Below are 21,005 nucleotides of genomic sequence, written 5' to 3'. Positions count from 1 at the left end.
GCGCGCCGCGGGGTGGGGGCGGCGCCGGCCGGCCCGCATGGCGCCGGCCGCGACCGTGGTCGGGGTCGGGGCGGGCGCCGCGCGCAGGCCGGACAGCGAGCAGTGTATTGATTGATTTCCAGCAATAATTTGATGTGGATCAAAATCCCCCGTCAAAAGGGGAATCTTGCAATTTATTTATTTCGACAAAAGCCACGCCGCAGCCGTGCCACCCTATGGCGCCGCCGCCGCTTGCCGTACAATGTCAGCCCTACGGCCTAGCCGGCTCAGCCGGCGGCCGGGCATCGCGCACCATCCACCGAAAAGCCTCAGCATGAACGACTTCGCACCACCGCCCCTCCCCCAGGCCCACCCGGACATCCTCTACGGCGCCGCCCGCGCCGAGCTGCTGCGCGAGGAGATCCTGGCCGACCTGCTGGAGGCCAGCGCCCGCCGCGCGCCCGAACAGATCGCCCTGGTCAGCGGCGCGCGCAGCGTCAGCTACGCCGAGCTGGACCGCCTGGCCGACCTGGTGGCGGCGCGTCTGATCGCCGCCGGCGTCGGCGCCGGCCAGATCGTCGGCCTGTGGCTGCCGCGCGGCGTCGAACTGCTGCTGCTGCAGGCCGGCGTGGCCAAGGCCGGCGCCGCCTGGCTGCCGGTCGACGAGGACACCCCGGTCGAGCGCCTGCAAATCTGCCTGGACGACGCCGGGGCCGCCGGCGTGCTGTCCTGCGCCGCGCTGGCGCCGCGCCTGGCCGCCATCGGCCGCCCGGTGTGGACCGCCGAGGCCCTGCTGGCGCCGGCCGCGCCGGGCGAGGTGCTGGCGCGCCGCGGCGCCGTCGCGCCCGACCAGCCGGCCTATGTGATCTACACCTCCGGCTCGACCGGCAAGCCGAAGGGCATCCTGATCTCGCAGCGCAGCATCTGCCACTTCCTGCGCAGCGAGAACACGGTGCTCGGCGTGACGGCGGCCGACAAGGTCTACCAAGGCTTCTCGGTGGCCTTCGACATGTCCTTCGAGGAGATCTGGATCGCCTACCTGGTCGGCGCCACGCTGTGGCTCGGCCCGAAGGACATCAGCGGCGACCCGGAGACGCTGCCGCGCATGCTGGCCGAGCACGGCGTCACCGTGCTGCACGCCGTGCCCACCCTGCTGGCCTTGTTCGCCCAGGACGTGCCCGGCCTGCGCCTGATCAACCTGGGCGGCGAGATGTGTCCGGACAGTCTGGTCGAGCGCTGGGCCGGCGGCCGCCGCATGTTCAACACCTACGGCCCGACCGAGGCGACGGTGTCGTGCAGCCTGGCCGAGCTGCGGGTCGGCCAGCCGGTCACCATCGGCACGCCGCTGCCCAACTACGGCCTGCTGGTGATCGCCGCCGACGCCGAGCGGCCGGCCGGCGCGCCGCTGACCTTGCTGCCGCGCGGCGAAACGGGCGAGCTGTGCATCACCGGCCCCGGCCTGGCCGAGGGCTACCTGGGCCGGCCCGACCTGACACAGGAAAAATTCCTGCCCAACCCCTGGGCCAGCGGCCGCCACGACGCCCGCCTGTACCGCACCGGCGACCTGGCCCGCATCGACGCCGACGGCCAGGTGCAGTGCCTCGGCCGCGCCGACGACCAGGTGAAAATTCGCGGCTTCCGCGTCGAGCTGGGCGAGATCGAGGCGCTGCTGGCCGAGCAGGACGGCGTCGGCACGGTGGCCGTGCTGCTGCGCCGCGACGACGGCATCGACCAACTGGTCGCCTACCTGGTGGCGGAGGCCGGCGTCGAGCCGGCCGCCGGCGCGCTGCGCCACGCCCTGGCCGCCACGCTGCCGCCCTACATGGTGCCGGGCCGCTACGAGATGCTGGCGGCGATGCCGCGCCTGACCTCCGGCAAGATCGACCGCAAAGCCTTGAAGGCGATGCCGCTGAGCGCGCCGCCGGCCGGCCACGCCGCCGACTCCGACCTGGCCGAGACCCCGGCCGAAGAAGCCCTGTTCGCCGCGCTGGCCGCGCTGTTCCCCGGCCAGCCCATCCTGCGCCAGGCCGACTTCTTCGCCGACCTGGGCGGCCACTCCTTCTTCGCCGCGCGGCTGGCCTCGGCCCTGCGCGCCGACCCGCGCTTCGCCCACATCACCGTGCGCGACATCTACCAGCAACGCCGCGTCGGCCTGATCGCCGCCGTGCTCGGCCAGGCCCAGGCGGCCACCGTGGCCGAAGCCGAGTGGACGCCGCCGCCGGCCTGGCGCCGCTGGCGCTGCGGCCTGGCCCAGGCGGCCGCCATGCCGGCCCTGGTGGCGCTGCGCATGGCGCAGTGGCTGGCGCCGTTCTTCACCTACCACTTCTTCACCGGCGACCCGGGCGACTCGGTGGCGCGCGCCATCGCCGTCTCGGCCGGCGTCTACCTGCTCGCCACGGCGCTGGAATTCGCCATCGCCATCGCCGGCAAGTGGCTGATCGCCGGCCGCCTGAGGGCCGGCAGCTATCCGCTGTGGGGCCTGACCTACTACCGCTGGTGGCTCAGCGACCGCCTGGTCGAGGCGGCGCCGGCCTACCTGTTGAGCGGCTCCTCGCTGGCCGTCTGGTGGTTGCGCGCGCTCGGCGCCAAGGTCGGCCACGACGTCATCATCGGCTCGCTGACCTTGCGCGCGCCCGACCTGCTGCACATCGGCGACGGCGTCAGCATCGGCAACGCCGTCAACTTCGAAAACGCCCGCGTCGAGCGCGGCCGCCTGCTGCTGGGCGCCATCCGCCTCGACGACGAGGTCTGCGTCAGCTCCTTCGCCATCCTCGAGGGCAACACCCGGGTCGGCGCCGCCGGCCACCTGGAGGGCCAGTCGGCGCTGGGCGACGGCGCCGGGGTGCCGGCCGGGCGCATCTGGAGCGGTTCGCCGGCGCGCGACGGCGGCGCCTTCGACCCGCAACGCCTGCCGCCCCGGCCGCAGGTGGGCGCCGCGCGGCGCGCCGCCGAAGCCGTCTTCTTCATGCTCGGCATCGTGCTCATCGTCACGCTGTTCTTCATGCCGGTGTTCCCCAGCTTCGTGCTGATCGACTGGTTCGACGAGGCCGGCTGGCTGCCCTGGGTGCAGGGCGACGACCTGCGCATCCAGCTGCTGCGCTACTTCCTGCTGGCCTTCCCGGCCAGCGCCGTGCTGATCGTGCTGACGGCGCTGCTGTCGGCCGGCATCCGCTGGAGCGTGCTGCCGCGCCTCAAGCCGGGCCGCTTCGCCGTGCACAGCAACACCTACTGCGCCAAGTGGCTGGTCAGCCAGATCCAGGAATCGAGCCTGAACGTCCTGCACGGCATCTACGCCACCATCTACGCGCCCTACTGGTATCGCCTGCTCGGCGCCAAGGTCGGCCGCGACGCCGAGATCTCCACCGCGCTCGGCGTGGTGCCGGACATGCTGACCCTGGGCGACGAGACCTTCATCGCCGACGCCGTCATGCTCGGCGACGAGGAGATCGACGGCGGCTGGATGACCATGCAGCCGACCGTCATCTCGCACCGCAGCTTCGTCGGCAACGGCGCCTACATCCCGGACGGCACCGTGCTGCCCGAGCGCGTGCTGATCGGCGTGCACTCGCGCGCGCCGGACAACGCCGAGATGAGCAGCGGCGAGACCTGGCTCGGCTCGCCGCCGATCAGCCTGCCCGCGCGCGAGCAGACCAGCGGCTACCCGGAGAACCTGACCTTCCACCCCTCGCCGCTGCGCCGTCTCGGCCGCGGCCTGATCGAGGCCTTCCGCATCGTCGCGCCGCACGCGCTGGTGATCGCCGTCGGCTACACCCTGGTGCTGGCGGTGATGCCGGCCGCCGGCGCCGGCCGCTGGGCCGAGGTGACCTGGGACCTGACCATCGCCGGTCTGCTCTACGGCATCGGCAACTACGTCTTCGTGGTCGGTTTCAAATGGCTGCTGCTGGGCCGCTACCGCAAGCAGTCGGAGCCGATGTGGACGCCCTTCGTCTGGCTCTCCGAGGGCGTGACCAATCTGTACGAGGGCATCGCCGTGCCCAACTTCATGCGCTACCTGCGCGGCACGCCGTGGCTGCCGCTGGCCTTCAACCTGCTGGGCGCGAAGATCGGCCGTGGCGTCTACCTCGACACCACCGACATCACCGAGTTCGACTGCGTCAGCATCGGCGAGTACAGCGAGCTCAACGCGCTGTGCTGCCCGCAGACCCATTTGTTCGAAGACCGCGTGATGAAGATCGACCATGTGCGCATCGGCAAACGGGTCTACATGGGGCCGCGCAGCGCCGTGCTGTACAGCGCCACCGTCGGCGACAACGCCCGCCTCGGCCCGCTGACGCTGGTGATGAAGGGCGAGCACATCCCCGCCGCCAGCTACTGGAGCGGCTGCCCGGCCGCGCCGGCGCGCGCCTGAGGCACGGCGCCACCCTGGCGGCGCCAACAGCGCGGCAAGCCGCGCGCCGGCTGACACTCTCCAAAACACAACACTGAAACAAGTAGTTCTTGCAGTACAGAAATCCGCGCGGATAATGAAACACCGGGCCGTGACAGCCCTACCCATCCCGACATCAGATCCGGAGGTAAGTGCGATGAACAAGAACCTGTTCGCAATGCTGGTGTGTGGCGCTTTCGCGGCGAGCGCCTGCGCGCAAAGCGCCGTGACGGTGTATGGCTCGATGGATCTGGGCGTGGTCCACGAGAGCGGCGGCCCGGCCGGCGGCAGCTGGAACCTGGAAAGCGGCGTGCAAGCCGGTTCGCGGCTCGGCTTCAAGGGCAGCGAGAACCTCGGCAACGGCCTGTCGGCCCACTTCGTCATCGAAGGCGGCATCGCCGGCGACACCGGCGGCAACCGCCCCACCGGCCTGACCTTCGGCCGGCAAACCCTGGTCGGCCTGAGCGGCCCGTTCGGCGCCGTCAAGCTGGGCCGCCAGTTCAACCTGGTCACCAACGCGCTCAACGACGTCGACCCCTTCGGCGGCGGCCACGAGGGCGCCTACTCCAACGTCATGTTCTCCGACTACCGCACCAGCAACGGCGTCTACTACACCACGCCGGCCATCAACGGCGTCACCGCCAACCTGACCTGGGCGCCCGGCGAGGTGGCCGGCAGCAGCGCCGCCAAGCGCGAGATCGGCTACGCCGTCGAGTACACCGGCGGCCGGGTGTTCGCCGTGCTGGCCCACCGCAGCTTGAACAATCTCACCGACACCAACACCCACAAGGTCAGCTTCGCCGGCGCCACCTACGACTTCGGCCCCTTCAAGGCGGCGCTGGGCTATGCCCGCAACAAGGACGACGCCGCGCTCGACTCGCGCGACATCATCGTCGGCGCCTCCACCACGCGCGGCGCCGACACCTGGATGCTGTCGCTGATCGACCACCGCGACAGCAGCGCGCTGCGCCAGGATGCGCGCCAGGCCGCCATCGGCTACACCCACGCGCTGTCCAAGCGCACCAACCTGTACAGCTCCTACTCGCGCCTGCGCAACGACAACGGCGCCCCCTTCACCGTCGGCAACGCGGTCGAAAGCGGCAGCGGCACGCGCGGCCTGGCGCTGGGCATGTACCACAAATTTTAACGGCGGCTTTGAGGTCATTTTCAAGGCCACATCCAACCACGCACCGTTCCCGGGAGAGCACCCATCATGAAAGCACTCGTATCGGCAATTCTGCTGACCCTACCCATGGCCGCCTTCAGCCAGGACGCGATGGTCCTGTGTGTCGAGGACCAGGCCGCCGCGCCCTACACCTTCCCGACCAAGGACGGCACCATGCAGGTGCTGATCAAGATGGCCGCCAAACAAATCAACCAACCCGTCACCTTCAAGGTCCAGCAGTGGAAGCGCTGCATCGAGGACGTGCGCGGCGGCGCCCTGAACGGCCTGCTCAACGCCGGCTACACGCCCTTCCACGCCGACTACGCCGCCTTCCCCATGAGCGGCGGCAAAGCCAACACCGCGCAATCGCTGGCGCGCATGGACATCATGGCCTACCGCATGAAGGGCAGCAAAGTCGGCTGGGACGGCAGCAAATTCTCCAACGTCGGCAAGCCGGTGCTGATCCCGTCGGGCTTCGCCACCATCTCCGACCAGCTCAAATCGATGAGCGTCAGCTACGACGACAACACCAAGGAACCGCTGCGCAATTTCTACAAGATGATCGCCGGCCAGGGCGAGGTGATCCTCGGCTTCGACATCGAGATGAACGCGCTGATCGCCAGCCACCAGGACATCGCCGACAAGGTCGAGATGATCCCGGCCAAGTTCATGACGGCCGACTTCTACGTCCCCTTCAACAAGGCCTACTACGCCGCGCACAAGGACCAGGTCGAGGCGCTGTGGACGGCCATCGGCAAGGTGCGCAAGTCCAAAGAGTACCTGGACGCGATCAAGGACATCAAATAGCGCTGATGCTCACACCCCGTCCGTCCCCGGGCGCGCCGCCCTTGCGCCCGCGTCAGCCACCTGGCCGGCGCCGGCATCTTCTGCCGGCGCCGTTGTCGGCGTTGCGCGCCGCACTGGCGCCGCTGGCGATGCTGGCGATGCTAGCGATGCTGGCGCCATCGCCGGCCAGGGCCGCGCCGGCGCCGGCACCGGCCTTCGCGCCGCTGACGCCGCTGGCGAGCGCCGACGGCAGCGTGGCGTCGGCGCAGATCGCCGTCACCATCTACGGCGACGACGGCTATCCGCCCTACTCCTACCTGGAGAACGGCGAGATGAAGGGGATCTACACCAACATCATCCACGCCGCCGTCAAGCGCATGCCGGAGTACCGCGTCAGCCTGCAAGCGATCCCGTGGAAGCGCGGCCTGGTCAAGCTGGAGACGGGCGAAGGCTTCGCCCTCTATCCGCCGTATCTGCGGCCGGCCGAGCGGCCGTACATGGACTACTCGGACAGCATCCTGGCCGAGCAGCTGGTGGTCTACTGCAGCCAGCCGGTGATCGAGCGGCGCCCGCGCAAGGTCTGGCCGGACGACTACGCCGGCCTGCGCATCGGCCTGAACGCCGGCTTCCTCAGCGGCGGCAAGCAGTTCGACCAGGCCGTGCGCGACGGCCAGCTGAGCGCCGTGCCGGCGCGCAGCAGCCGCACCAACCTGCTCAAGCTGATGAAGGGCCGCATCGACTGCTTTCTCAACGACCGCTCCTCGATCGTCTGGGAACTCGGCCGCATCCACCACGAGGGGCTGGCCGAAGCGGGCGCGCTGGCGGTCGCCGAGACCATCGCGCTGAGCGCCGAACAAGGCTACCTCGGCTACACCAACCGCGACGCCGGCCGCTTCCCCTACAAGCAAGACTTCATCCGCAAGTTCAACGCCGTCATCAAGGAAATGAAGCAGGACGGCGAAATCCGCAACACCATCGAGCACTTCCTGCGCGCGCCGGGCTAGCGGCCGAGGCTCTCAAATGACGTTTACGTAAACGTAAGATCTTGTGATATATTTCATGCAACAGGTGCGCTGACCCATCTCCATGGGCGGCGTTAAACGGGAAAGCGGTACGCGCGGGGCGGCGATATTTCGCCCGGCGCCATGCCGCTGCTGCCTCCGCAACGGTGTGCGAGTGCGGTCGCTCCATTCAAGCCACTGGTCGAATCGGCTGGGAAGGCGGAGCGACAAAACTTGCGAGCCCGGATACCGGCCTGTTGATCTTCAAGGAAGCATCGCGGCAGGCGGTGTTCCGACGCGTCCCCGCGCCCCGCGCCGGCGACGCCTTGGCGCATGCTGTCGCGGTTTTTCCCTGGGTCTGGTTACGTACGGAAGGTGCGTAACGGGCGTGGGGGGGGGGGGGGGGGGGNCCCCCCCCCCCGACATTCTATGCAGACAAGCGCCGGCGCAGGAAGCGCCGCGCCAACGAGGAAGCACATCATGAGCAAGCACACCATCCCCACCGTCAAACTGCTGATCGACGGCCAGTTCATCGAATCGACCACCAGCGAATGGCGCGACGTCGTCAATCCGGCCACCCAGCAAGTGCTGGCGCGGGTGCCCTTCGCCACGCCGGACGAGATGGCGCGCGCCGTGGCCGGCGCCAAGGCCGCCTTCGCCACCTGGCGCAAGACGCCGATCGGCGCGCGCGCCCGCGTCTTCCTCAAGTACCAGCAGCTGATCCGCGAAAACATGGCCGAGCTGGCCGCCCTGCTGACGGCCGAACAGGGCAAGACCCTGGCCGACGCCGAGGGCGACATCTTCCGTGGCCTTGAGGTGGTCGAGTACGCCGCCGGCATCGGCCAGCTGCAAATGGGCGAGCTGGCCAACAACGTCGCCAACGGCGTCGACACCTACACCCTGATGCAACCGCTCGGCGTTTGCGCCGGCATCACGCCGTTCAACTTCCCCGCCATGATCCCGCTGTGGATGTTCCCGATGGCCATTGCCTGCGGCAACACCTTCGTCCTCAAGCCCTCCGAGCAGGACCCGATGGTCACCATGCGCCTGGCCGAGCTGGCGCTGCAGGCCGGCGTTCCGGCCGGCGTTCTCAATGTGGTGCACGGCGGCGAGGCGGTGGTCAACGCCATCTGCGACCATCCGGACATCAAGGCGGTCTCCTTCGTCGGCTCGACCCGCGTCGGCAGCCACGTCTACCAGCGCGCCACCCAGGCCGGCAAACGCGCCCAGTGCATGATGGGGGCGAAGAACCACGCCGTGGTGCTGCCCGACGCCAACCGCCAGCAAACCATCGACAACCTGGCCGGCGCCGCCTTCGGCGCGGCCGGCCAACGCTGCATGGCCCTGTCGGTGCTGGTGCTGGTGGGCGAGGCGCGCGACTGGCTGCCCGAACTGGTGGCGCGCGCCCAGACCCTGAGCGTGAACGGCGGCGCCGAGGCCGGCGCCGACATCGGCCCGTTGATCTCGCCGGCCGCCAAGGCCCGCGTGGTCAAGCTGATCGGCCAGGGCATCGAGGAAGGCGCCACGCTGCTGCTGGACGGCCGCGCGCCGACGGTGGCCGGCTACCGGGACGGCAATTTCGTCGGCCCCACCGTGTTCGCCGACGTCACCAGCAGCATGCGCATCTACACCGAGGAGATCTTCGGCCCGGTGCTGTGCGTGATGCAGGCGGCCACGCTGAAGGACGCCATCGCCATCGTCAACGCCAACCCGAACGGCAACGGGGTGGCCCTGTTCACCCAGTCCGGCGCGGCCGCGCGCAGCTTCCAGGAGGAGGTCGACGTCGGCCAGATCGGCATCAACGTGCCGATCCCGGTGCCGGTGCCGCTGTTCTCCTTCACCGGCTCGCGCGCTTCCAAGCTGGGCGACCTTGGCCCCTACGGCAAGCAGGTGCTGTCCTTCTACACCCAAACCAAAACCATCACTTCGCGCTGGTTCGACGACGCCGCCAGCGCCGGCAAGGTCAACACCACCATCTCGCTCAAGTAAGGAGGCCGTCATGGACTTCGAACTGAACGAGGACCAACGCGCCTACCGCGATTGCGCGCGCCAGTTCGCCGCCAGCGAAATGGCCGGCCAGGCGGCGCTGTGGGACGCCGAGGCTATCTTCCCCCGGCAGATGATCGGCCACGCCGGCGAGCTGGGCTTTTGCGGCATGTACGTGCCGGAGGCGCTCGGCGGCCTCGGCCTGTCGCGGCTGGACGCTACCATCGTCTTCGAGGAGCTGGCGCGCGCCTGCCCCTCGACCACCGCCTACCTGAGCATCCACAACATGGCCAGCGCGATGATCGCGCAGTCGGCCGGCGCCGAAGTGCGCCAGCGCTGGGTCGCCGACCTGGCCGGCGGCCGCAAGCTGGCCTCCTACTGCCTGACCGAGCCGGGCGCCGGCTCCGACGCCGCCGCGCTGACCACCTCGGCCGAGCTGTGCGGCGACGACTACGTCATCAACGGCAGCAAGGCCTTCATCTCCGGCGCCGGCGCCACCGACGCGCTGGTGGTGATGGCGCGCACCGGCGGCGCCGGCGCCGGCGGCGTGTCGGCCTTCCTGGTGCCGGCCGACGCCGCCGGCCTGGCCTACGGCCGCAAGGAGGACAAGATGGGCTGGAACAGCCAGCCGACCCGCGCCATCGGCTTCGACCAGGTGCGCGTGCCGCGCTCGCACCTGCTGGGCGCCGAGGGCGACGGCTTCAAGCTGGCCATGCGCGGCCTGGACGGCGGCCGCATCAACATCGCCAGCTGCTCGATCGGCGCCGCCCAGGCGGCCCTGCTGAGCGCCCAGGCGCACATGAACCAGCGCAGCCAGTTCAAGCAGAAGCTGGCCCAGTTCCAGGCGCTGCAGTTCAAGCTGGCCGACATGCAGACCACGCTGGTGGCGGCGCGCCAGATGGTGCGCCTGGCCGCGTCCAAGCTCGACGCCGGCGCCGCCAACGCCTCGATCTACTGCGCCATGGCCAAGCGGCTGGCCACCGACACCGGCTTCGCCGTCTGCAACGAGGCCTTGCAGATCCACGGCGGCTACGGCTATCTGCGCGACTACCCGCTGGAGCGCTACCTGCGCGACGTGCGGGTGCACCAGATCCTGGAAGGCACCAACGAAATCATGCGCGTGATCGTCGCGCGCCATTTACTGCAACACGCACCCGCCGAGGAGGCCCTTTGAATTACACCAATCTAACCCTGGAAATCATCGAACACACGGCGCTGGTCAGCATCGCCAACCCGCCGGCCAACACCTGGACCAGCGCCGGCCTGGCCGACCTGCGCCGCCTGGTGAACGACCTGAACGCCAACCCGGCCGTCTACAGCCTGGTGCTGACCGGCCAGGGCGAGAAGTTCTTCTCCGCCGGCGCCGACCTGAAACTGTTCGCCTACGGCGACATCGCCGTCGCCCACGACATGGCGCAGCGCTTCGGCGAGGCCTTCGAGGCGCTGTCCGCCTTCCGTGGCGTGTCGATCGCCGCCATCAACGGCTACGCCATGGGCGGCGGGCTGGAATGCGCGCTGGCCTGCGACCTGCGCATCGCCGAGACGCAGGCGCAGATGGCGCTGCCGGAAGCCTCGGTCGGCCTGCTGCCCTGCGCCGGCGGCACGCAGAACCTGGCCTGGCTGGTCGGCGAAGGCTGGGCCAAGCGCCTGATCCTGTGTGGCGAACGCATCGACGCCGCCACCGCGCTGCGCATCGGCCTGGTCGAAGAAGTGGTCGCCAGCGGCGCCGCGCTGGACCGCGCGCTGGCCCTGGCGCGGCAAGCCGGCAAACAAAGCCCGAGCAGCGTGCGGGCTTGCAAACAACTGATCCAGGGTGCGCGCCAGCAGCCGCCGGCCAGCCTGCTGCCGCGCGAACGCGAGGCCTTCGTCGGCCTGTTCGGCGGCGCCAACCAGAGCGAGGGCGTGCAAGCCTTCCTGGAGAAACGCGCGCCGGTCTGGAGCCAGGCATGAGCACCCTGCCCGTCCTGTTCCGCACCCTGGACTGCGCCGGCGGCGGCGCCATCGGCGTCGCCACGCTGAACGCCGAGGCGACGCTGAACGCCCTGTCGCTGAACATGATCGCGCTGCTGCGCATCCAGTTGCAGGCCTGGGAGGACGATCCGGCCATCGCCCTGGTGGTGCTGGAGGGCGCCGGCGAGAAGGCCTTCTGCGCCGGCGGCGACCTGCAGCAGTTGTACCGCTCGATGCGCGCCCACCACGCCTCGGCCGAGCGCGACGACGTCTGCGCCAACACCTACGCGCTGGACTTCTTCAGCCAGGAATACACGCTCGACTACCAGATCCACACCTACCGCAAACCGGTGCTGTGCTGGGGCCATGGCATCGTCATGGGCGGCGGCATCGGCCTGCTGGCCGGCGCCAGCCATCGCGTGGTGACCGAGGGCTCGCGGCTGGCCATGCCGGAGGTGGCCATCGGCCTGTATCCCGACGTCGGCGGCAGCTGGTTCCTCAACCGCATGCCCGGCCACGTCGGCCTGTTCCTGGCGCTGACCGGCGCCCCGCTCAATGCCAGCGACGCCCGCTTCGCCCGCCTGGCCGATTTCCACCTGCACCACGGCGACAAGGCCGCGCTGTTCGAAGAGCTGCAACGCCAGCACTGGAGCGCGCAGGCGGCCGACAACCACCGCCAGCTCGGCGTGCTGCTGACCCAGGCGCAGCGCGTCGCGCCGGACGATCCGCCCGGCCCGCTGCGCCAGCACTTCGACCTGATCGAGCTGTTGTGTGTCGGCGCCGACCTGGAACGCATCATCGAGCACATCGCCCTGCTCGACGGCGGCGACCGCTGGCTGCAAAAGGCCGCCGCCGCCGTGCGCAAAGGCTCGCCTGCCGCCGCCTGGCTGGCCTACACGGTCCAGCAACGCTGCAAACACCTGTCGCTGCTGGAAGTGTTCAAACTGGAGCTGGGTATCTCGCTGCGCTGCGCGGCGCGGGCCGACTTCGTCGAGGGCATCCGCGCCCTCATCATCGACAAGGACATGCAGCCGGCCTGGCAGGCCGCCAGCGTGCGCGAGCTCGACGCCGTTTGGTGCGAGGGCTACTTCGCCAGTCCGTGGCCGGCGCAGCTGCATCCGCTAAGCCATTTGTCACCCGATCTGCAACCGGCCGCGCTGCGCGGCCATGAAAGGAAAGCGGCATGAACCAAGCCAGCAAAAAGATCGCCTTTATCGGCCTTGGCAACATGGGCGCGCCGATGGCGCTGAACCTGGTCAAGGCCGGCCATGCCTTGCAGGTGTTCGACCTGTCGGCCGACGCCATCGCCCAGCTGACGGCGGCCGGCGCCAAGGCCGCGCCCTCGGCCCGCGCCGCGCTCGAAGGCGCCGACCTGCTCATCACCATGCTGCCGGCCAGCCACCACGTCGAGCAGCTCTACCTGGGCGCCGACGGCATCGCCGGCCACATCCCGGCCGGCGCGCTGGTGATCGACTGCAGCACCATCGCCGCCGCCAGCGCGCAGGCGGTGGCGCGCGCCTGCGCCGCGCGCGGGCTGGACATGCTCGACGCGCCGGTCTCCGGCGGCACCGCCGGCGCCCAGGCCGGCACGCTGACCTTCATCGTCGGCGGCGCCGCCGAGGCGCTCGAACGCGCCCGCCCCTACCTGGCGGCGATGGGCAAGAACATCTTCCACGCCGGCGCCAGCGGAGCGGGCCAGACGGCCAAGATCTGCAACAACATGCTGCTCGGGATACTCATGGCCGGCACCGCCGAGGCGCTGGCGCTGGGCGTGGCCAACGGCCTCGACGCCAAGATCCTGTCCGACATCATGGCCAAGAGCTCGGGCCGCAACTGGGCGCTGGAGCTGTACAACCCCTATCCCGGCGTGATGGAAAACGTGCCGGCGGCGCGCGGTTACCAGGGCGGCTTCGGCGTCGACCTGATGCTGAAGGACCTGGGCCTGGCGGCGCAGACGGCGCTGAGCAGCCGCAGCGCCATCCCGCTGGGCGAACTGGCGCGCAACCTGTATGGCATGCACAGCCTGGCCGGCGCCGGCGCGCGCGACTTCTCCAGCATCATCGAGCCGCTGCTGGCCGGCGGGCCGCCGCCGGTGTGACCGAAATACCACCTCCGGGGTAAGTAAAAGTACTACAATGACATAAGTATTGCCATTAAACCACTTCCCCCTTGCCTCCGGAGGCGCATCGTGTTCAGCCCAAAACTGCCAAGCAAGACCCTCGCCGCCATCGCGCTGTCGTTGGGCATGGCCGGCATGGCCCAGGCCAGCATCGTCTACACGGTCGACCAGAACGCCGGCGCCGGCTCGATCAAGGGCAGCATCACCACCAACGGCCACCTCGGCAGCATCGGCGCGGCCGATGTGCTCGACTGGAGCCTGGAGTTGAAGGACGGCGTCGGCAGCTTCACGCTGAACAGCCTCAATTCGCAGGTGTTCGGCGCGTCCAGCTGGCTGGCCTCGAACACCGCGCTGTCCTTCGATTTCGACGGCAGCGCGATCGCCTTGTTCCAGCATCCCTTCATCGGCTCGGGCCAGCACTTCTGGTGCCTCGACGCGCGCTACGGCGGCTGCGGCATCGACACCTACTCCGCCTCCAGCTGGCGCGTCGACGGCGTCAACAGCGTGAGCCAGTATCAGGGCGTGCAAGCCATCGCCACCGCCGTGCCGGAACCGGGCGGCTATGCCCTGCTGCTCGCCGGCCTGGGGTTGTTGAGCGCCGCCGCCGGACGTAAAAAAACGCGCGGGCCAAAGGCTGCGCGCGTTTGATGGCGTGATGGTGTGAAACTGGGCCGGGCCGGGCCGTTCCGGCCCGCGCCATCAGACCTTCTTGACGAACTCGGTCTTCAGGCTCATCGAGCCGAAACCCTCGATCTTGCAGTCGATGTCGTGGTCGCTGTCGACCAGGCGGATATTCTTGACCTTGGTGCCCATCTTGACGGTGCCGCCACCACCCTTCAGTTTCAGATCCTTGATGACGGTGACCGTGTCGCCATCCTGCAGCACCGTGCCGGTCGAGTCGCGGTAGACCTTGGGACCTTCTTCGGCCGCCTCGGCACCGGCCTGCGCGCTCCACTCGTGGGCGCACTCAGGGCAAACGTAGTTGGCGCCGTCCTCGTAGGTGTATTCGGAATTGCATTTCGGGCAGGGAGGTAAAGCGCTCATATGATCGTCCTGTGTAAGGCTGGAGCCGGATGGAAAGGCGACAGTATACAACCTGCCCGGCGGGCTCGGCAAATTCGCCCGGCCGGGCCGATTTTGCAGGGCGATAGTGGCAACAGAAAGCGATATGCCCGACGTTGCCGGCAAATCGGCGCGGCCGAAAATACCTGTTGAAGGCCGGGCCGAAAGTGCGGTAAGCTGTTGCCGCACCTCGCCGGCCGCCGGCGCGGAGCAAGCATGGCCACAAGCCGCACGTGATATCGGGAGAGCCTGTCAGATCGGTCGCCCGTTGGACAGCGCCGAAGGAGCAACCGCCCCGGAAACTCTCAGGCAAAAGGACCGATATCGCATTTGAACTCTGAAGAGCTGCCGGCGCAGACGTCGCCCGGCGCACCGAAGGAGCAAACGAGAACCGCCCACCACGGCGGCTCGTGAATCTCTCAGGTCCAAAACAGAGGGGGTGTCGCGGCGCATATCGCGCCCCGGCCTGGCCCTTCGACGATACGGACCTGTACACATGAAAAGCATAGCAGTCATCGGCGGCGGCATCACCGGCGTCACCACCGCCTACGCGCTGGCCAAGCGCGGCTTCGCCGTCACCGTCTACGAACAGCACCGCTATCCGGCGATGGACACCTCCTTCGCCAACGGCGGCCAGCTGTCGGCCTCCAACGCCGAGGTGTGGAACCACTGGTCGACCATCCTCAAGGGCCTCAAGTGGATGCTCAAGAGCGACGCCCCGCTGCTGGTCAACCCCAAGCCGAGCTGGCACAAGCTGACCTGGTTCGCCAGCTTCGTCGCCGCCATCCCGCAGTACCGCGCCAACACCATCGCCACCGCGCGCCTGGCCGTGGCCGCGCGCGAGCACCTGTACGCCTGGGCCGCCGAGGAGGACATCGACTTCGACCATCGGCGCGAGGGCATCCTGCACATCTACCGCGACAAGGCCGGCTTCGAACGCGCCGCCGAGGTTTCCAAGCTGCTGGCCCTGGGCGGCCTGCCGCGCCGCGCCGTCACGCCGCAGGAGATGCGCGCCATCGAACCTGCGCTGGCCGGCGACTACTACGGCGGCCACTACACCGAGAGCGACAGCAGCGGCGACATCCACAAGTTCACCAACGGCCTGGCGCGCGCCGCCGAGCGGCTTGGCGTGCACTTCCGCTTCGACCAGCAGGTGCAGGGCATCGACACCATCGGCGAGCGCGCCCGCGTCACCGCGCTGCGCGACGGCCTGGCCGACAGCGACAGCTACGACGGCGTGGTGATCTGCGCCGGCACCGCCAGCCGCGAGCTGGCCGCCGCGCTGGGCGACCGGGTCAACGTCTACCCGGTCAAGGGCTACTCGATCACCGTCAACCTGAACGACGCCGCCAGCCGCGCCGCCGCGCCCAACGTCAGCCTGCTCGACGACGCCACCAAACTGGTCTCCAGCCGGCTCGGCGAGGAGCGCTTCCGCGTCGCCGGCACGGCCGAGTTCAACGGCCACAATCGCGACATCCGCGCCGACCGCATCCGCCCGCTGCTGGCCTGGGTCGAGCAGTGCTTCCCCGGCATCAGCACGCGCAGCGTGGTGCCCTGGGCCGGCCTGCGGCCGATGATGCCGGACCTGATGCCGCGCGTCGGACGGGGCAAGGCGCCCTGCGTGTTCTACAACACCGGCCACGGCCACCTCGGCTGGACCCTGTCGGCCGCCACCGCCGACCTGATCGGCGACGTGGTGCAGCAGGCGCTGGCCACGCCGCGCGCAGTGGTGACGCAGGCCGTGCCGGTTTAAACTCACCTAAACAAACCTGCCGGCGAAGCTGCCGTTCGCCGAGGCGAGCGTGGCTTAGCCGGCCACGTAGTCGAGCACCAGCACCTGCGCCAGCCATGGCTTGAAGCGTTCGACAAAGGCCAGGTGGGTCGGATGCACCAGATAGCCGTCGCGCTCGGCCGTACCGGCGAAGTCGAGGCGGAAGCAGTGCGTATAGCCCTGGTCCAGCCCCTCGGGACTGACGTTGACACCACATTCAAAGAGCAGCACGCCGGGGACGCTGTGTTTGAGCGTGGCGAAGTCGGCGCTGATGCTGGCCACCTCGGCGGCCGAGGTTTGTTCGGTGAAGCGGCACAGCACCAGATGGCGCAGCGTGGAATCGGACATGGTTTTCTCCTGTATGGGGGATTTCTTGGAACATTATCAGCGCGCTAATAATATCGGAATTTGAACTTTGTTGCGCACGCCCGGGGCATCTGGCCCCGCCCCCGGCCTGCCGCCGAATCGCTTGGTTTTTATTACGCATGCGTAGTAATATACTCCGCATGTGTAATAAATCGGCATTTGACGCGGAGCGCACGTGAGCAAGAAACCCCGGCTTTTCCATCTGCTGGCCCAGGCCAAGCAGAATTTGTTCCGCTCGGCGGACCGCCTATTCACCGAGGAGCTGAAGGTCTCCGGCACCCAGGTGGTGGCGCTGTTCGCCATCAAGGAGCATCCCGACTGCCAGCTCAAGGACCTGGCCCAGCTGCTACAGTTGCAGAACTCGGCCATCAGCGGCCTGGTCGGACGCATGGAGGAGAACGGCCTGGTACACAAGACGCCGTCCAGCACCGACGGCCGCGCCAGCCTGCTCAACCTCAGCCCACAGGGCGCCGAGGTGATCGCCGCCGCGCGGCCGCTGCTGCAGTCGATCAACGCCCAGCTACTGGCCGGCTTCTCCGCCGAGGAGACGGCCACCGTCGCCCGCTTCCTCGAACACGCCAGACAGCTCGACTTCCAAGGTCCGGCCGGCCAGGCCGCGCCAGCCACCCTCCCCTAGTATTGCCACCAGCCCGACCATTGAGGAGCAGTCCATGCAAACGTTCGAGCAACAGGAAATTGATCTGGGCGGCGGCGAGCATATCGTCGCCCGCTTCTTCACGCCCATCGGCGCGGCGCGCGGCGCGGTGCTGCTGGCGCCGGCCATGGCCGTACCGCAGGACTACTACACCGCCTTCGCCGAATGGCTGGCGGGCCAGGGCCTGCTGGTGGCCACCTTCGACTATCGCGGCATCGGCCTGTCGCGCCGCGGCCACCTGCGCGAGCTCGACGCCGACGTGCTCAGTTGGGCCACGCGCGACTGCGCCGCCATGATCGACGCGGTCTGCGCCCGCGCCCCCGGGCTGCCGCTGTACTGGCTGGGCCACAGCCTGGGCGGACAGATCCTGCCCTTCGTGCCCAACAACCAACGGGTGAGCAAGGTGCTGACCATCGCCACCGGCAGCGGCTACTGGCGCGAGAACACGCCCTCGCTCAAGCGCACGGTATGGTCGATGTGGTATTTCTTCGTGCCGCTGACGGTGCCGCTGTGCGGCTACTTCCCCGGCAAACGACTGGGCATGGTGGGCGACCTGCCGCGCGGCGTGATCGAGCAGTGGCGCCGCTGGTGCCTGCACCGCGACTACGCGGTCGGCGCCGAGGGGCCAAGCGCGCGGGCGCGCTACAACGCCATCCGCCAGCCGATCGTCTCGCTGTCCTTCACCGACGACGAGTTTATGTCGGCCCGTAACATCGAGGCGATCCACAGCAGCTACGCCAACGCGCCACGCGACATGCGGCGCATCGCGCCCGAGCAGATCGGCGTGCGCCGCATCGGCCACTTCGGCTTCTTCAAGCCGGCCTTCCAGCAGTCCTTGTGGGAGGCCCACCTGCTGCCCGAGCTGCGCCCCTGACGCGTGGCGCCAGGCGGCGCCTACTCGCCCATCCAGTAGCGGTCGATGTCGACCAGCTTCCAGGTGGCCGCCTCCTCATGGCAGACGATGGCGTCCTGGCAGCCCGCCGAGGCCAGGTCCAGCCACTCCGGCGCGATGTAGGTGGCCGATTTGATCGAGAAGAACACGCGCAGTTTCGGCTGGGTCAGCGGCTTGCCGGGAGTGAGCTCGCAGACCACGCCGAGCCGGCCGCTGCGCAGGCGCACCAGCGTGCCGACCGGGTAGATGCCGACGCATTTGACGAAGGCCATGAAGAGGTCCGCATCGAGGTGGTTGCCGCGCCACTCGGCCATCTTGCGCAGCGACTCGGTCGGACACCAGCCCTGTTTGTACGGCCGGTTCGAGGTGACGGCGTCGTAGATGTCGCAAATCGCCCCCATCCGCGCCAGCAAGCTGATTTGCTCGCCCTTCAGGCCCAGCGGATAGCCGCCGCCATCCATCTTCTCGTGGTGGTGCATGCAGACGTCGAGCGCCGCCGCGCCGATGTCCATCGAGGCCAGCAGCATGCGATAGCCCTCCATCGGATGGGTGCGCACCACGTCGAACTCGTCCTCGGTCAGGCGGCCGGGCTTGTTGAGGATCGCCAGCGGAATGGCCATCTTGCCGACGTCGTGCAGCAGCCCGGCCAGGCCGGCCTCGCGCACCTGGTCGTCGCCCAGCTTCAACTCGCGGGCCAGCGCGATCATCAGCGCGCACACCGCCACCGAGTGCATATACGTGTAGTCGTCGGCGGTCTTCAAACGCGCCAGGCTAATCAGGGCGTTGGCGTTGCGCATCACCGAGCCGGCGATATCCTCCACCAGCAGCAGCGCCTCGCCGACCTCCACCGCGTGGCCCATGCGCGCCTCGCCGAACATCGAACGCACCGCCGACTTGCTGCTATCGAGCGTCTTGCTGGCGCGGCCCATCTCGGCGCGGATCGACGCCGGCGCCTGTGTCGCCAGGCGCGTGCCGCTGCGCGGACGGACGGTGGCGACTGGTCGGACGGTGGCCGATGGTGGCGCAGCGACCAAGGGAGACGGTGGCGCGGGCACCACGGCGGGCGCCCCGACCGGCGCGGCCGGCACGGCCGCCGCGACCGATGGCGCAGCCGCAGCCTCCGGCGCCACCGGCGAAGGCGCGCCGGCGTGGTCGGCCGATGGCACGTCGCGCCCCTTGCTGGTGTCTATCCACAGCTCGCCGATGTGGGCCTCGCGGATCTTGGCGAGTTCATCCCCGCTCTCGATCAGGAAGGACTTTTTCCAGAACGGCGACGCCAGCCAGCGGCAGCCAAGCCGGGCGACATACATGCCAACGACCAGTTGGCCCGGCTCGATCTGTTTAAGCATGCGCGCGCTCCCGCGGTCCGTCCGGCCGCTACGTCATATGCTGTAACAATACACCCGTTCGTATCAATATTGGCCGAACCGAAAAGAAAAAGCCTGCCGCGCGCCGCAACAGGCAAGGACAATCAATTCCGTCAAATTCATTGATTTAAATGCCGCGCACGCGCCGCCAGCCAGCGCAGCGGCGCCGGCAAGGGCGGCAGTTCGAGCAGCGGCGCGTCGATGGCGTCGAGGGTGTTCTTGACCAGCAAACCGAGCTCCGTGTCGCCCTCCATCGACAGGCGGCGGCAGAAGAACAGCGTGTCCGGGTCCTCCTCGCGGCGCGCCAGGGCGAGGAAGTCGCGCGCGCTGGCACCGACCACCAGGTCGACCGCCGCGCCGCGCTGACAGGCGCAGAAGCGGTCGCCGTCCCAACTGAAGTCGAAGGCCAGGCCGGCGTCGCGCACGCTGATGCGCATGCGCTTGCCCTGCAGCGACTGGCGCACGTCGTCCGGCAGGTGGCGCCGCAGCGCCAGGTTCAGCGCACCGACAAACAGCAGCGAACCGGGATAGGCCGGCAGCTTGCTCAACACGGCGGCCAGCGCGGCCGGCACGGTGGCGACGGCGGACGTCATGCCTCGCTCCCGGCCAACGCCATCGCGCGCTCGGCTTCGCCGCCCTGCTCCAGTCCGGCGCGGCCATACCAGTAGCCGTCGCAAGCCTCGGCCGGCATCCACTGGCGCAGCGCGTGCGAAGCGGCTTGCGGCGTGGCGGCGCCACGGCGCACCGAGTCGAAGGCATCGAGCACCTTGACACTGTGTTCGGCCTGCGGGCTGATACGCACCACGTCAACGCCCATCGCGGCGATGCGATCGAGCTCGCCGGCCAGGTTGTAGACCAGCGCCGACTGCGTCTGCGTGCCGTTCAACACCAGGAAGGGGGCGTTCTCGCGGGTCTGCATCAGCAGGCCGTCGGCGTGCTCCAGGCAGCTGAACTGGCAGTTGTCCTTCGGCAGATTGCGGTGGCGCGCGGTGAAGCAGCGCGCCGAAAAGGCCAGCGGCATGCGGCCGTAGGCGAACAACTCGGTCTGCATGCCGACCGGGCGGTGCTGCTGCATCACGCCGAGGCCGATGCGGCCCATCTCCAGCGGCATCACCCAGCGGCTGGCGCCCATTTGCTGTAACAACTGCAGGGTTGGCGGGTTATAGATGTTCAGGTGCGGCCCGGCGACGAAGGGCACCTCGCCGGCCAGGCAATGCACCGCGCCCATATCGTTCGCCTCGACCATGAAGCGGCCGTTGTCGGTGATGCGGCGCAGCGTGCTCATGTCGGCGGTCGATTCGAGCAGCACCTGGGTCGACAGCACCACCTCCTTGCCGGCCGCCTGCAACCGCTCGGCCACGTCGAGCCAGTCGGACAGGCGCAGCTCGTGGCGGCGCGAGCACACCGTCTCGCCGAGGTAGACGATGTCGGCGGCGCTGTCGGCCACCTCCTCGTAGAATTTCAATACCGTGTCACGCGGCCAGTAGTACAGGACGGGGCCCAACGCGAGTTTCAACAT

At 68.9% G+C, this 21,005-nt stretch carries 17 protein-coding genes, 1 pseudogene and 3 riboswitches; of the genes and pseudogenes, 13 read left to right on the top strand and 5 right to left on the bottom strand.

Annotation, left to right across the window (positions count from 1 at the left end; all coding sequences use genetic code 11):
• Nucleotides 1–313: 313 nt before the first annotated feature.
• The 10 genes and pseudogenes from H7U20_RS18905 to H7U20_RS31105 form a co-directional block, all read left to right on the top strand.
• Nucleotides 314–4,348 carry a Pls/PosA family non-ribosomal peptide synthetase gene (locus H7U20_RS18905; protein WP_199760693.1) on the top strand — a complete coding sequence of 1,345 codons (4,035 nt, stop codon included), beginning with the start codon at nt 314–316 and terminating at the stop codon, nt 4,346–4,348.
• 175 nt (nt 4,349–4,523) lie between these two features.
• Complete coding sequence (locus H7U20_RS18900; RefSeq protein WP_199760692.1) at nt 4,524–5,513, top strand: porin; 990 nt, start codon at nt 4,524–4,526, stop codon at nt 5,511–5,513.
• A 66-nt stretch (nt 5,514–5,579) separates the two neighbouring features.
• The gene (locus H7U20_RS18895; RefSeq protein WP_199760691.1) at nt 5,580–6,338 is read left to right on the top strand and encodes a hypothetical protein; all 759 of its coding nucleotides are present in this window, start codon (nt 5,580–5,582) and stop codon (nt 6,336–6,338) included.
• Nucleotides 6,339–6,439: 101 nt separating this feature from the next.
• Complete coding sequence (locus H7U20_RS18890) at nt 6,440–7,321, top strand: substrate-binding periplasmic protein (protein ID WP_233410889.1); 882 nt, start codon at nt 6,440–6,442, stop codon at nt 7,319–7,321.
• Between the two features lie 45 nt (nt 7,322–7,366).
• Nucleotides 7,367–7,590, top strand: a riboswitch (cobalamin riboswitch).
• 208 nt (nt 7,591–7,798) lie between these two features.
• Complete coding sequence (locus H7U20_RS18885) at nt 7,799–9,307, top strand: CoA-acylating methylmalonate-semialdehyde dehydrogenase (RefSeq protein WP_199760689.1); 1,509 nt, start codon at nt 7,799–7,801, stop codon at nt 9,305–9,307.
• A 10-nt stretch (nt 9,308–9,317) separates the two neighbouring features.
• Nucleotides 9,318–10,478: an acyl-CoA dehydrogenase family protein gene (locus tag H7U20_RS18880; protein WP_199760688.1), complete on the top strand. Its 1,161-nt coding sequence runs from the start codon at nt 9,318–9,320 to the stop codon at nt 10,476–10,478.
• Entirely contained in the window at nt 10,475–11,254 is a 780-nt protein-coding gene (locus H7U20_RS18875) for an enoyl-CoA hydratase (RefSeq protein WP_199760687.1), read from the top strand. Before H7U20_RS18880 ends, H7U20_RS18875 begins: the two co-directional genes overlap by 4 nt.
• Complete coding sequence (locus tag H7U20_RS18870) at nt 11,251–12,441, top strand: enoyl-CoA hydratase/isomerase family protein (RefSeq protein ID WP_199760686.1); 1,191 nt, start codon at nt 11,251–11,253, stop codon at nt 12,439–12,441. The genes H7U20_RS18875 and H7U20_RS18870 overlap by 4 nt, the downstream gene beginning before the upstream one ends.
• On the top strand, nt 12,438–13,352 hold the full coding sequence (gene mmsB, locus H7U20_RS18865; protein ID WP_199760685.1) for a 3-hydroxyisobutyrate dehydrogenase: 915 nt from the start codon (nt 12,438–12,440) through the stop codon (nt 13,350–13,352). The genes H7U20_RS18870 and mmsB overlap by 4 nt, the downstream gene beginning before the upstream one ends.
• Before the next feature lie 558 nt (nt 13,353–13,910).
• A pseudogene (locus H7U20_RS31105) lies at nt 13,911–14,021 on the top strand (PEP-CTERM sorting domain-containing protein); the annotation flags it as partial.
• Between the two features lie 51 nt (nt 14,022–14,072).
• Here the strand turns inward: H7U20_RS31105 and H7U20_RS18855 are convergent.
• Nucleotides 14,073–14,417 (bottom strand): zinc ribbon domain-containing protein YjdM, encoded by a 345-nt coding sequence (locus H7U20_RS18855; RefSeq protein ID WP_093386711.1) that lies wholly within the window; start codon nt 14,415–14,417, stop codon nt 14,073–14,075.
• A gap of 248 nt (nt 14,418–14,665) precedes the next feature.
• Nucleotides 14,666–14,766: riboswitch (glycine riboswitch) on the top strand.
• A gap of 4 nt (nt 14,767–14,770) precedes the next feature.
• Nucleotides 14,771–14,871, top strand: a riboswitch (glycine riboswitch).
• A gap of 60 nt (nt 14,872–14,931) precedes the next feature.
• Here H7U20_RS18855 and H7U20_RS18850 point away from each other — a divergent pair.
• On the top strand, nt 14,932–16,188 hold the full coding sequence (locus tag H7U20_RS18850) for a D-amino acid dehydrogenase (RefSeq protein ID WP_199760683.1): 1,257 nt from the start codon (nt 14,932–14,934) through the stop codon (nt 16,186–16,188).
• A gap of 54 nt (nt 16,189–16,242) precedes the next feature.
• Here H7U20_RS18850 and H7U20_RS18845 read toward each other — a convergent pair whose 3' ends face one another.
• The gene (locus H7U20_RS18845; RefSeq protein ID WP_199760682.1) at nt 16,243–16,554 is read right to left on the bottom strand and encodes a Dabb family protein; all 312 of its coding nucleotides are present in this window, start codon (nt 16,552–16,554) and stop codon (nt 16,243–16,245) included.
• A 193-nt stretch (nt 16,555–16,747) separates the two neighbouring features.
• Between H7U20_RS18845 and H7U20_RS18840 the strand changes: the two genes are divergently transcribed.
• Nucleotides 16,748–17,209, top strand: coding sequence for a MarR family winged helix-turn-helix transcriptional regulator (locus tag H7U20_RS18840; protein ID WP_199760681.1), 462 nt, complete (start codon nt 16,748–16,750; stop codon nt 17,207–17,209).
• Nucleotides 17,210–17,243: 34 nt separating this feature from the next.
• Nucleotides 17,244–18,101 (top strand): alpha/beta hydrolase family protein, encoded by an 858-nt coding sequence (locus H7U20_RS18835; RefSeq protein ID WP_199760680.1) that lies wholly within the window; start codon nt 17,244–17,246, stop codon nt 18,099–18,101.
• A 20-nt stretch (nt 18,102–18,121) separates the two neighbouring features.
• Here the strand turns inward: H7U20_RS18835 and H7U20_RS18830 are convergent, their stop codons facing one another.
• The 3 genes from H7U20_RS18830 to ubiV all read right to left on the bottom strand — a co-directional run bounded on the left by H7U20_RS18830 (nt 18,122) and on the right by ubiV (nt 21,005).
• Nucleotides 18,122–19,468, bottom strand: a complete 1,347-nt coding sequence (locus H7U20_RS18830) for an HD-GYP domain-containing protein (RefSeq protein WP_199760679.1) — start codon at nt 19,466–19,468, stop codon at nt 18,122–18,124.
• A gap of 137 nt (nt 19,469–19,605) precedes the next feature.
• Nucleotides 19,606–20,079, bottom strand: coding sequence for a ubiquinone anaerobic biosynthesis accessory factor UbiT (gene ubiT, locus H7U20_RS18825; protein WP_199760678.1), 474 nt, complete (start codon nt 20,077–20,079; stop codon nt 19,606–19,608).
• The gene (ubiV, locus tag H7U20_RS18820; protein ID WP_199760677.1) at nt 20,076–21,005 is read right to left on the bottom strand and encodes a ubiquinone anaerobic biosynthesis protein UbiV; all 930 of its coding nucleotides are present in this window, start codon (nt 21,003–21,005) and stop codon (nt 20,076–20,078) included. Before ubiV ends, ubiT begins: the two co-directional genes overlap by 4 nt.

The organism is Rugamonas violacea (genome assembly GCF_016461825.1).
In the GTDB taxonomy this organism is placed as follows: Bacteria; Pseudomonadota; Gammaproteobacteria; order Burkholderiales; family Burkholderiaceae_D; genus Rugamonas.
The sequence above is the reverse complement of the archived record's forward strand: the minus strand, read 5'-3'. Positions and strand labels throughout refer to the sequence as shown.

Coding starts and splice junctions, on each gene's coding strand:
- H7U20_RS18905 (WP_199760693.1), top strand. CDS start 314: ATGAACGACTTCGCACCACCGCCCCTCCCCCAGGCCCACCCGGACATC.
- H7U20_RS18900 (WP_199760692.1), top strand. CDS start 4,524: ATGAACAAGAACCTGTTCGCAATGCTGGTGTGTGGCGCTTTCGCGGCG.
- H7U20_RS18895 (WP_199760691.1), top strand. CDS start 5,580: ATGAAAGCACTCGTATCGGCAATTCTGCTGACCCTACCCATGGCCGCC.
- H7U20_RS18885 (WP_199760689.1), top strand. CDS start 7,799: ATGAGCAAGCACACCATCCCCACCGTCAAACTGCTGATCGACGGCCAG.
- H7U20_RS18880 (WP_199760688.1), top strand. CDS start 9,318: ATGGACTTCGAACTGAACGAGGACCAACGCGCCTACCGCGATTGCGCG.
- H7U20_RS18870 (WP_199760686.1), top strand. CDS start 11,251: ATGAGCACCCTGCCCGTCCTGTTCCGCACCCTGGACTGCGCCGGCGGC.
- mmsB (WP_199760685.1), top strand. CDS start 12,438: ATGAACCAAGCCAGCAAAAAGATCGCCTTTATCGGCCTTGGCAACATG.
- H7U20_RS18855 (WP_093386711.1), bottom strand. CDS start 14,417: ATGAGCGCTTTACCTCCCTGCCCGAAATGCAATTCCGAATACACCTAC.
- H7U20_RS18850 (WP_199760683.1), top strand. CDS start 14,932: ATGAAAAGCATAGCAGTCATCGGCGGCGGCATCACCGGCGTCACCACC.
- H7U20_RS18845 (WP_199760682.1), bottom strand. CDS start 16,554: ATGTCCGATTCCACGCTGCGCCATCTGGTGCTGTGCCGCTTCACCGAA.
- H7U20_RS18835 (WP_199760680.1), top strand. CDS start 17,244: ATGCAAACGTTCGAGCAACAGGAAATTGATCTGGGCGGCGGCGAGCAT.
- H7U20_RS18830 (WP_199760679.1), bottom strand. CDS start 19,468: ATGCTTAAACAGATCGAGCCGGGCCAACTGGTCGTTGGCATGTATGTC.
- ubiT (WP_199760678.1), bottom strand. CDS start 20,079: ATGACGTCCGCCGTCGCCACCGTGCCGGCCGCGCTGGCCGCCGTGTTG.
- ubiV (WP_199760677.1), bottom strand. CDS start 21,005: ATGTTGAAACTCGCGTTGGGCCCCGTCCTGTACTACTGGCCGCGTGAC.